The sequence below is a fragment of the Acidimicrobiales bacterium genome (assembly GCA_040219085.1).
Taxonomy (GTDB): Bacteria; Actinomycetota; Acidimicrobiia; order Acidimicrobiales; family JAVJTC01; genus JAVJTC01.
In genome coordinates this window covers 126,409-137,613 of the sequence record JAVJTC010000034.1, presented here as the reverse complement: position 1 = coordinate 137,613, position 11,205 = coordinate 126,409, and the positions used below count along the sequence as shown (strand labels likewise).

Genomic DNA, 11,205 nt, shown 5'->3' with positions numbered 1-11,205 from the left:
GCACATGCGCGTAGCATCGGTCTCCACAGGGGCTCTCCGGCTCGGCTGGCGTCAGACACCACCGATTCTGTTGAGCCCCTGTCCCGCGCACAGGGACCCTCACCCCTCAGCCACTACCCCCCGCAGGAATCCGAAGCGCCGGCAAACGTCGGCGAGCTTGTGCAGCGGGCCGCCGAGATCGGTGGCGGCCTGGAGGTGGAGGCCTACGGGGACCTCTCGCCCGACCTGACGGAAGGGCTCTCGGCCGTGGGAGCGACCCGCTTCAGCTTCTTCGACGGCATCTGACCCGGCCCGTCCTCAGTACTGCCTCCCCGACGACGTCTGCACAGCGATGTTCCGCCCCCAGGTATTCGAGGCTCCTCCTTCGGGGTGGGCCGGTCCACATGTGCGCCAGAGAGCAGATGGGATCCCTCCCCTGCACACCCCCGTTCGCACCGTCGTCGGTCCCTCGAGCCGGATCTCTCATGGCGGACCGGCCTGCAACGGCCTAGCGTCATCCTGCTGAGTTGTCGCTGACTTCGCCCATGAGGATTGACGGTTCCCTCCCGGGCGCACGGTCGAGAAGCGACAGGCGGAAGAGCCGAGCTACGGTGATGAACACACCATCCGAATTCCAGTTGATACATACCAGGTTCAGGGGGTCGTGACTCATGTGCACAGAAGTACCCGTCGAGATGCGAGCAGGAAATGGTGAGTGATTCCGATTCTGCGATGAGTGCCGACGCAAGCCAGATGGCCGACAGGCTGGCGATCCTTGAAGTCGAAGGAGCGTACGCACGTTTAAGCGACAGCGGCGAGGGCGACGCATGGGCAGATCTCTTCACACCTGACGGTGTCTACCAGGGAATCGACTTACCCGGCATGCCCGACACAACTGCTCCAATTCGTGGTCGTGCTGCATTGGCTCAAGTCGTCAACGACTTCGGCCACCCTTATACACACCGCCTCCATACGCCGCAGATCACCCTATTGGGTGATCGCGCCACGGCAAGAACGCATTTCGAGTTCGAAAGCAGTCGTATCGATGAGTTCGGCAACTTTCACGAAACATCCATGACCGGCTTCTATCATGTCGATCTGGAAAAGGGCGAAGAGGGATGGAAGATTCGCAATCGAGTGACCGTTCCGTTTTCGATCTCGACCAAGTCGACAAGCGGACATAAGAATCACGAGATCCCGGGGCCAGGGAACTGACGCCGCTCATTCACGAGGGCGGGGGTGGCTGCGTCTGATCGGTTCGTTCCGTGTCGAGGGTGCCCGCCTCGCCTCTGGGTGACCACGGCCTGTCGCTGGGTTGTGTCGTCGCGTCGACCGTTGCTGGTGTCGGCGGACCACCCGCATCACGCGTCAACAACGTCTGTTGCTCCTACACCTAGACCTGCCCGCTTAGAGCTACGATCTCGGAATGGACCCAGACGTCACCGAGGACAGCTACCAGCCGCCCGAGATCAGCGACATCGAAACCGCCGACGACAGCGAGTTCGCAGTCACTCCCGGCAACAACGGCTCTCAGATCCCGCGCAACTAGCCGACCGGCCGGCCACCTACCGGTGGCCGTTCAACCTCGCGCCTGCGGATCGGTCACCATCAGCAGCGGCGTCGTGGATCTGAGTCGCACAACTCCGCCCGATGATCACATGGCGCGGCGGCGCCTCTGATAACGGATCCAGGCTCGTAGATGGGCCACCCGGCGGACGAGTCGCTTGTCCGCGGCGGCGGTTGCGGCTGCGAGGCGGCGGGCGCGTCGATCGTTCGAGTCGAGGACTGCGAGTTCGTAGCTGAAGCGCATCTCGGAGTCGAAGTCGGTGCCGATGTCGCCGTTCACCAGGGCTTCGAGATCGTAGATCTCGAACGGCACGGTCTCGCCGGTGACAGCAAAGGTCTGGCCGTCGGGCGCGATGGCGATGCCTTTCGGTCCGCCTTCCTCGCGATTCGGCGCGCTGGCGACGGCTTCGTCGGTGGTGACCCGCAGCGACCGTTTCGGGAAAAGCGCTCCGCTCCACGTGGCGCCGGGTCGCTCATAGAGATGAACGAACGCTCCGCCGGCATCAGCGACCAACAGAAAACGTCCGCCCGGCGTGAAGAAGAGACCATGCGGATAGTGACTGCCGCGAAGGATCGCCTGAGGCCCGTCGTCGCCGCCATGAAGACGGAGACGGTCGTAGATCAACACGATGTGGTGGAAGTGGTTGCTGACGGCGAGGCAGGACCCGTCAACAGCAGCGCCATCGGGCACGTCGAGGCCGCTCTTGACGAGGACGTCGTCCGCGACGACCTGCGCGGACCCGGCTGAGAGCGTGATCCGGTGCGCGGTGACCTGATGTCGCCGGTTGTCACACACGATCAGTTCGAGCGTCTGATCCGGGAGCCGGTTCACGACGACAGAACCGGGGCTCGAGACCTTCGACAGTTCACCTCCGGTCACATCCAGTCGGACGATCCGGCTCCCCGCTTCGCTCGAGCCCGTGTCCGGGAGTCGGAAGAGCTCGACGTCACCGCTGCGGTTCGCGACGGCCAACACGTCCTCGTCGACGAACGCCAGCCCGTGAGGCCGAATCAGTTCAGGCGAGTGGAACTCACGGACCTGACTGGAGACCCATCTCGGGGGGTGACCGCAGCGGTCGAAGTCGACTACCCCGATCGAATTGCGTGCGAAGGCGGCAACGGCGAGTCGCCGCCCCGCCGGTGAAAAGGCGACGTCCTCGGTGCGACCCAGGCCCGCCACGAACTGCCGCGCGATGACATCGACGACACAGCCGTCGCTGTCGGCTCCGAGAGTCTCCGCGCGATCTTCCACTCCCGCAGGATAGAGCGGCGGCTCCTACGGGAACCGCTGATCGAACGGTCCCTCTGGTGTGCGCCGCGCCCGCATCGACGGCCACCCCACCTTCAGCATGCGCGACCGCTGAACGAATGGCGACGGTCTCCAGCCAGCAGCACCTCGTAGGCACCAAGCATGTCGCGCGCCACGTCTGACCATGTCGGCACCAGGTTGTCTGGACCCACGGCATCCGGATCGGCACGCTCCCGGAGGATCGCCTCGGCGATGTGCGCCGGGTTCGCGGGAAGTGGAAAGAGTGACGCGTAGGTCACGCCCAACGCTTCGACGATCTCGCGGTGCGGCGCGATGTCGGAGACGACCGGAGTGCACCCGTTCGCCACCGCCTTCATCACCGCGATACCGAACGACTCCTGCGCCGAGGCCGAGACGAAGTGGCTCGCACTCCGATACAGCTGTGCGAGCTCGTCCTCACCGACACGCCCGCGCAGCGTCGACTTCACGTCGAGTCCGAGCCGTTCGCAGAGCTCCTCGAACTCACGCCGGTCACGACCGTCACCGACGATCACCCAGTCCGCAACACCACTCGAGAGGGCGGCGGCCCGAAGAACGGCTTCGATTCCCTTCTCGCGGACCAGCCTCGCGACGGCGAGAACGAGCGGCCGTTCCGGCGGCGGACCGGTTCGCGCCGGCGGTAGGCGAGCGATCCCGGGCCTGACCACACACTCCGAACGCGGCGCCCGGAGACCACGGATCAGGGTCCGCTCGGCATCCGACACAGACGCAACGAGATCCACACGCCCCAACAGCAGACGCAGTTGCTGACGGTGACGCCACCTCGACCTGCCCATCACGTGCTCGGGATGGAGATAGAAGGTCGCCACCAACGGAGCCCGCGTCGCTGCGGCAATCCAGGTTCCCGAGAAGAACGGCTGGTGCACATGGACGATGTCCACTGTCCTCGCTGAACGTCGTATCGAACGTCCGATTCCGATCGGAATGGAGTACCGACCCACCACCTTCCGCTTCGGATGCCACCGCACGGGAACGTCCCCGACAGGCCAAGCAGGCAGATGCCCGGGGTCACCGCTGCCACCGCACAGGATCTCCACGTCGACTCCCAGCTCCGACAGACCCGACGCCAAGCCCGCGACGTGTTCCTCCACTCCCCCGAGCCACTGCAGACTATGGACGACGTGTACGACCCGCATCACTCACCTCGCGCGACACCGAGGCCATGGGGCACCGGGATTGCCCCGCATTCTGCCCTCTCCCGCGGCCACGGCCGGGACGCTCCCACTCAGCGGTGATCGGCACTCGCAGGGCTCAGGGCCTGATCGCATTGACCGTTCCCTCGGCCGAGAGCAGGTACACGACGTCCTCGCCCACGACGGCCGAGACGACCTCGATGGGGACCACGAGCTGTTCCGTGCCGACGACCCCGGCCGACTCGACCGCAATCACCGCCACCTGCGAGCCCCCGTTGCCGTCGGGGGTCCAACCGACGACAGTGCCGTCCGGCGACGGGACGAACCCGTCGAGATCGCAGCGCTGCGGATCCACCAGGCTGACGCGATCCTCGGTGACATCGACCGCGAGGCTCACACCACATGCGCCCGTCAGCAGGAATCCGTCCCCATCCCTGTCGACGATGCCGACGACTGCGCCGGTGGCGACGAGATCAGCCGGGAGGGCCGACACGTCGTCCTGGGTCAGCGTCGACCGGGCCAGCACGGCTGCGAGATCGTCGACGACGAGACCCGTCGTACGGTCGACCGCCACGATGTCATCCGCTGTGCGGACCCACACCGCCGACGCTGTCGCCGTCACGACTCCGGTCGCCTCCACCCCGGTTGTGACGACATCATCGACACACCCGCCCTCGACCCCGAGCAACTGAGTCCCACCCTCGACCCGCGTGACCATCCAGAGCCCATCCGGTGCGATCACGTCGGCGCCCACCAGCGACACCTGCACGTCCCACGTGCCCACTGAGCCATCGACGGGGTTCACCCATCCGAGCCCCTGGTCGGCGACGGTGATGAGGAGACCGAACAGCGCCACCGGCGACGCAACCACCGCGGGGTCGACGACATCGTCGGCGAGTTCCACGGACTGGCCGGGCAGCACCACCGGCGGGCGGGCGGGGGGCGGCTCGTCCAGGCAGCCCTGCACGACGCCGACGGCACGCGTCGATGGCGCCGGAAGACGCCAGAGGGTGCCGTCCCCGGCGACCACCCAGGCCCCGAGCGAGTCGGGGTCCACGTGCACGACGTCGAAGGGAAGAGCGAAGTACCCGATGGTGATCCCGGACATGTCGAACCACCAGCCCTGCGACGGGTCCTCGGCATCACCGAAGTCGTCCGACGCCACGATCACGTCACCGTCGGCCCCCCACCGGTCGCCGCACTGGTCGCCGTCACCGAGCCGCCCCTCGTAGGGCGGGTCGATCCCGTTGCCCGGCAGGGCGGAGACATCGCCGCAGAAGCCGATCTGGGCGAGATCGCCGCCGATGGCGGTGGTGATCTCCCAGTTCGACACGTCCTCCTCGACGACGTCGAGGAACTCGCCGTCCGGGTACGACCGCAGGTGCAGGTCTCCCGAGTCCACTTCGCCAGCCCAGAGGTTCGCGCCGTCCACAAGGATCGGCTCGAGGGCGGCGTCCGACTCGAATCGGGTGACCTCGCAGCCCGTCGTCGAGTCGACCTCGATCACGGTGTGGGTCCCGGTCGTGTCGTCGCCGACGGTGAGCCACCACGACCCGGGGGCCGTGAACGACGCACCCACGAGCGTGCCGCCAGGCCGGACCCCCGACACTTCGACCTCGCTGGCGATCCCGGTGGAGAGATCCACCCGCGCGGCCACGCCGTCGACAATGCCGAGCAACGTGGCGCCGGCGACCACGAGGTCCTCGTCGCGTGGCAGCTCCCCTCTCCACACGGACGTGTCGATCGTGGCGATCTCCGTGAGCTCGACCACCTCCGGCGGCGGAGGCGCGTCCGTCGGAGCTAGGGCGTCGACGCAGAGCACCTCGTCTCCGTCAGCCTCCACGTCCCCGGACGGCTCCGGCGTCGGGTCGGGCGTCGACTCCGGCGTGGGGGTCATGTCGTCTGCCGTGGCAGTCGGCGTGATGCCGTCGCCCGATGCCGACCCGTCGTCCCCGCCGGAACAGGCCCCCGCGCCGAGCAGCGCGAAGACCACGGCGGCGCCAGCGGCTATTCGGTGTCTGTTCATCATCAGGGTCCTCCGCCTCGTCCCGGCGAGTGTCGTATCCCGCAGCGTCCCTCGTCCAACTGCCCCGGCACGCGGTGACGAAGAAACCCAGTCACCGGCCCGACCCGGTGCCCGGTCGCCGCAGCTCGCTAACCGCTATGGGCGCACTTCTGAGCGATGGCGATGTTCGGCCAGAAGTGGAGGAACCGCACGTCGCCGCGGAGCATGTCCATCCGGAAGAGAATCTCTTCGAACCGCCGGCTGAGGTCATCGCGTTGCTGGGCAGGGTCGACACCCCGGGCCACATTCATCGCGAGCTCGCCATCCATGAACGCCTCCTGATCCGCCACCTGGCTGTAGTCCATCCAGGACATGCCCAGGTCCTCGATGATGTAGAAGCCGCCAGGCTTCACATGCCTGAAGAGGATCCTCTCCGACGCCAGCGTCAACGCGTTGATGTGGCTGCAGTCGTCGAGCACGATGTCGAATCCGCCGACCGATTCGGCCAGCTCGTCGAGACCGGGCTCGTCGTCCTGGGAGAGGATGTGAACGGCGATCCGCTCGCTCTCGTGTGCGGCGCACGCCGGGTTCAGGTCCACGCCGTGGACTTGCCCCAGCGGGAAGTACTCGCGCCACATGCGAAGCGACGCGCCGGTCTTGACACCGAGCTCGAGCAGCGTGACCGGCGCCTCCCGCAGATGCGAGAGGTACCGGTCATAGATGTGCAGGTAGCTCTCGCCGCGGAACGAGTGATCGTCATCGCACTTGTCGGTCCCGTGTCGCCTCCCGATCTCGTGAAGGTTCACCCGACACCCGCCTGGGTCCCGAGGGCGTCGGCGAACGCCATACCCATCGCCCCGGCACCGACGGCGGGGACGCCCGTCCCGAACGTGCGCATCAGACGACGTCGGCGGTGTCGACGGTGCCGGTTCCGGCGGACACGAGGACCTTTCCGTGGGCGTGAGGCGACAGGAGCTCGTCGCACACCGTCGGGACGTCGTCCAGGCCGACCACGCCGGTGGTGATCGCAGCGACGTCGAGAATGCCCTCGGCGATCTGGTGGACCGTGGCCGCGAACTCGCCACGGGTGTACCCCGCGACGAACCTCATGGTCAGCTCGGAGCGGAACGCCCTGAGAGGTGAGATGACATCGGGTTCGCAGCACATTCCGGCGACGACCAACTCGGCGCGCCGTGGTGCCATCGCGATGGCGGCATCGATCATCCCGGGGACTCCCGCGGCCTCGAAGATCAGCACCCGCTGGCCGCGTTCGGCGAATCGGTGCCACACGGCGACCGGCTCCTCGGCTCCGGGGTCGACGCTGTGATGCGCGCCGACCCGTTCGGCCATCGCCCGACGCCCCGCTGCGGGTTCGCTGACCACGATCGGCGCGACGCCACGAGCCGCCAGCGAGGCCACGATCATCAACCCGACCGGACCGGCCCCCAATACGATCGCACCGTCCCCCGGACCCGCCCCGGCTGCCCCGACGGCATGCTCGCCGACCGCGGCAGGTTCGGTCAGCGCCGCGACCCGCGGATCGAGCCCGTTCGGCACCCTGGTCGCCAGGTCGGCGGAGATCACCATCCGCTCGGCGAATCCTCCGGGATAGACGTTGGACCATCCGAGCCCGTGGCCGCCCCGTGCGTCGATCATCGTCGGCAGCGACACCACCAGATCACCCGGCACGAAGCCCTCCACATCGGGGCCGCACTCGAGGACCTCGGCACAGAACTCGTGGCCGAGGATCACGTCGTCGGCGAAGTCGGCCACGACCGGCTCGACCCGCCGCGGCGGCTCCGACGGCGGGCGCTCTGCGAACGCGCGTGGAATGAGGTCGCCGTGACGGATCGCGTGCAGGTCGCTGCCGCAGATTCCACACGCGCGGACCGCACACAGCATCAGACCGGCGGCCGCACGTGGCTCGGGGACGTCGTCGACCACCAACTCGCCCTGCCGCAACACCACAGCTCTCACCCGGTCGGCCTCCCCCGGACGTCGTCCCGGCTCACGCCTCCAGGAGTCCCCGTAGATACGCGGCCTGGCCGACGTGTTGGAGGTTGTCGTCCGCGATGCTCACGAGTCGCACGCCCATCGTCACAGGCGGGTCCCACCCGTGATCGACGATCCGGTCCAGGTCGCCCGGCGTCACCTCTCCGATCATCTGGCAGGTCCGTTCGAACACGGCGTCGAGATAGGCGACGAGCACAGTCGGCTCGTCAGGACTGACGGCAGCGACGTCGGCGGCGCTGTGGCCGTACCCGATGTCGGACGGGTCGGGCTCGAGGCCGAACCGGGACGCCCACCCCCCGCCGACCCAGATCTGGTCGACGTCGAACATCTCGGACATGTGGTGGTCCTGCACTCTCGCAATGTGCCAGATGAGCCAGGCGATGCTGTTCGTACCCGGAGCCGGCAGGTGGTTCAGCTGCTCGAGGTCGAGACCGTCGACGGCCTGGCGCGCGAGCGGCGGCACACGTCCGTACAGCTCCACGAGAACCTCAGCGACATCCACGCCCCGATTGAACCACGGCCCACGGTCGGGTGTGGCCACGCTTTCGTCCAACTGCCCGCGGCTGAAGATCGCAGCGCCTAGGGAGTCGTCGGGACGTCCTTCGACGGGACGGCAGCATCGGCGACGGCTGCGGGCCGGGCGCCGGGAACGGTACGAGCGTCGTCGTGCCCGCGACCAGCGCGACACCGACGCCCATCATCGGCGAGAACCGCGTCGTCAGTGGCTTCGACATCACCGTGTACAGGACCCAGGACGCCGGTGTGACCAGAGCGAGCGCCCCCCACGGGTTGTGCACGGTGATCTCGGTGTCGGCGCGGCCGGCCAGCACGACGGCCGACGTTGAAGACAAGAGAGGCGTGCAGACGGAACGAGGACAACTCTGGCGACGCCAACGGGGATCGACCAGTGCGTGCTCGTGAGCGACGCCGGCCCACGCCCCACTGATCACCCACACGCCGTGGCTAGAGGGAGAAGCCCGACGCGAACAGGTCGACGCAGGCGTCGACGACCTCGCGATCGAAGAGCCGGTCGCTCTCGTCGACCACTATCGCCAGCGCTTCATCGATGGGTCTCGCCGGACGGTACGGACGCTGCGAGACGATCGTCTCGACGGTGTCGGCCACGGCGAGGATCCGGGCTTCGAGACAGATCTCGTGACCACGGAGCCCGTCGGGGTAGCCGGACCCGTCGAGGCGCTCGTGGTGTTGCAGGATCATCGTCGCCACGGGCCACGGGAACTCGATGTCGGAGACGATGTCGTGTCCGGCGCGGGGATGTCGACTGACGATGGCGCACTCGGCAGCGTCGAGCGCTGCCGGCTTCAACAGGATCTCCGCAGGCGTCGCGACCTTGCCGATGTCGTGCAGCGCCGCGCCGACCCCGAGCCCCTCACACGTCGACTCGTCGAGGCCGAGCTGACGTCCGATCGCCTCCGACAGGAGTGCGACCCGTCGCTGGTGGCCCGCCGTGTAGGCGTCGCGGACTTCGAGTGCCGCCCCGATCGACCCGACCACGGCGAAGAGCAGCGCGCGGTACCCCTCCTCGGCCTGCTCGGCGGCCTCGGTCGCATCGACCCACCGGGTGATGTCCTGCACGGTGCCGAAGAAGTACTCAGGCCGGCCGAGATGATCACGGACCAACTCGACGTGCAGATCGGCCCACCTGGTCGTTCCGTCGGGACGCCGGTACCGCTTCCTCGTTTCGAAGCGGTCAGGAGCCTCGTCGCAGAGCATGTCGGCGAATGGTGTCCGACGGGCGGCGTCCTCGGGAAACATGAACTCGGCCGGTGAACAGCCAACGACCTCGGCGCGGTCCCGCCCCACGATCTGGCAGAACGCATCGTTCGCCTCGGTGATCCAGCCGTCGAGGTGAACGAACGCCCACCCGTGGGGGGCCGACTCGAAGCCCCGCTGGAATCTACGCTGCAGTGCCACATGGTCGGACAGGTCCGCCGAGATCCCCACGTAGAAGTCGTGGTGCCCGGTTTCTTCGTCCGACACGGGGCTGACCGTCAACAACGCCGGGAACTCCACGCCGGACCTGTCCCGGAGGTAGGTGTGCCCGGACCACTGCCTTCCCGCATCGAGATCATCCTCGAAGCATCCGACGTCGCTCGGTGACATCGCCGGGAGAATCTCCGACGTCGGTACGTCGAGCACGTCTGATGCCGCCCAGCCGTGCACCGCGCTTGCGGCGCGGTTGGCGTACAGGATCCGTCGATCGGCGTCGACGACGACAACGGGCTGGCCGATCACGTCCAGGACCCGCCGGTGGAAATCGTCGTCGCGTGTCGTCATGGCCGCCTCCTGTCCGAGTGAGATCGGCCATTCCGCTCAGATCATGAGAAAGGGTCAAGGCACGGTGCCGGTCCCGACCAGCGCCGGAGCAGCGAACGACACCGACCCGTCGGCCTCGACGAACGGTGTCATCTCGGCACGGGCGGCCCGAAGGAGCCGCGCCTCACCGTCGTCGTCGATCAGCTCGGCGAGGGTCCATCCGCGAACGTCGGTGTGGACCCAGTCCTCGATCGAAGCGAAGCGGGCGGTCCCCTCGATGCGGGTGACGTCCACGTCCACCAGCGCTGTCTCGAGGAGCGTCCGGAGCGTCTTGGCCGTGCCGAGGATGAACGGCGCCCGCAGGGCGCTGGCCGCGTCCTCACCGAAGAGGCGCTCCAGGAGGTCGACCATCGCGGCGTACCCGGGGCTCTCCGCCACCGGCGACCACACCGCGACGCCGACGCGCCCGCCCGCGGCGACCACCCGCGCGATCTCGCCGAGGGAGCGCTGGCGGTCGCGGAAAAACATCAGCGCGAACTGACAGACGGCGCGATCGAACGAGCCGTCGTCGAAAGGCAGCGCCTCGGCGAAACCGTCTCTCCAGGTCAGGTCGGGTGAGGTGCGTCGGGCGACATCGAGCATGCCCGGGTTGGGGTCGAGGCCGGTCACCGCGCCGTCCGGTCCGACCCGCCGGGCGGCTGTCCGGGCAACGATCCCGGTGCCACAACCGACGTCGAGGACCCGATGTCCGTGCTCGACGCCAGTCGCGTCGAGGAGAGGTTCGGCGAACTGGCCGAACAGTGCCGGTACGAAGAAGTTCTCGTACACCTCCGCCGCGGCGGCGACGACCTGGCCGTGCTGTGAATCTGTCATGTCGTCATGATCCGCCACCCATCGCCGGCGTAAAGTACCGATATCGAACT

At 67.6% G+C, this 11,205-nt stretch carries 11 protein-coding genes; 3 read left to right on the top strand and 8 right to left on the bottom strand.

Annotation, left to right across the window (positions count from 1 at the left end; all coding sequences use genetic code 11):
- The 3 genes from RIE08_15345 to RIE08_15335 all read left to right on the top strand — a co-directional run.
- Positions 1-285: hypothetical protein (locus RIE08_15345; GenBank protein MEQ8718983.1), on the top strand; the 285-nt coding region annotated here is incomplete at its 5' end.
- A 426-nt stretch (positions 286-711) separates the two neighbouring features.
- A complete protein-coding gene (locus tag RIE08_15340; protein ID MEQ8718982.1) occupies positions 712-1,194 on the top strand; it encodes a nuclear transport factor 2 family protein in 483 nt (160 codons plus the stop codon).
- 211 nt (positions 1,195-1,405) lie between these two features.
- Positions 1,406-1,528: a hypothetical protein gene (locus tag RIE08_15335; GenBank protein ID MEQ8718981.1), complete on the top strand. Its 123-nt coding sequence runs from the start codon at positions 1,406-1,408 to the stop codon at positions 1,526-1,528.
- Positions 1,529-1,633: 105 nt separating this feature from the next.
- Here the strand turns inward: RIE08_15335 and RIE08_15330 are convergent, their stop codons facing one another.
- The 8 genes from RIE08_15330 to RIE08_15295 form a co-directional block, all read right to left on the bottom strand.
- Positions 1,634-2,797: a hypothetical protein gene (locus tag RIE08_15330; protein ID MEQ8718980.1), complete on the bottom strand. Its 1,164-nt coding sequence runs from the start codon at positions 2,795-2,797 to the stop codon at positions 1,634-1,636.
- Between the two features lie 92 nt (positions 2,798-2,889).
- Positions 2,890-3,990, bottom strand: a complete 1,101-nt coding sequence (locus tag RIE08_15325) for a glycosyltransferase family 4 protein (protein ID MEQ8718979.1) — start codon at positions 3,988-3,990, stop codon at positions 2,890-2,892.
- A gap of 115 nt (positions 3,991-4,105) precedes the next feature.
- Positions 4,106-6,016, bottom strand: a complete 1,911-nt coding sequence (locus tag RIE08_15320; protein MEQ8718978.1) for a hypothetical protein — start codon at positions 6,014-6,016, stop codon at positions 4,106-4,108.
- A gap of 125 nt (positions 6,017-6,141) precedes the next feature.
- A complete protein-coding gene (locus RIE08_15315) occupies positions 6,142-6,798 on the bottom strand; it encodes a class I SAM-dependent methyltransferase (GenBank protein ID MEQ8718977.1) in 657 nt (218 codons plus the stop codon).
- Positions 6,799-6,889: 91 nt separating this feature from the next.
- Positions 6,890-7,969: a zinc-binding dehydrogenase gene (locus RIE08_15310; GenBank protein ID MEQ8718976.1), complete on the bottom strand. Its 1,080-nt coding sequence runs from the start codon at positions 7,967-7,969 to the stop codon at positions 6,890-6,892.
- A gap of 31 nt (positions 7,970-8,000) precedes the next feature.
- Entirely contained in the window at positions 8,001-8,507 is a 507-nt protein-coding gene (locus RIE08_15305; protein MEQ8718975.1) for a DinB family protein, read from the bottom strand.
- A gap of 461 nt (positions 8,508-8,968) precedes the next feature.
- Positions 8,969-10,303, bottom strand: a complete 1,335-nt coding sequence (locus tag RIE08_15300) for a PAS domain S-box protein (protein ID MEQ8718974.1) — start codon at positions 10,301-10,303, stop codon at positions 8,969-8,971.
- A 54-nt stretch (positions 10,304-10,357) separates the two neighbouring features.
- Entirely contained in the window at positions 10,358-11,155 is a 798-nt protein-coding gene (locus tag RIE08_15295; GenBank protein MEQ8718973.1) for a methyltransferase domain-containing protein, read from the bottom strand.
- Positions 11,156-11,205: the final 50 nt, after the last annotated feature.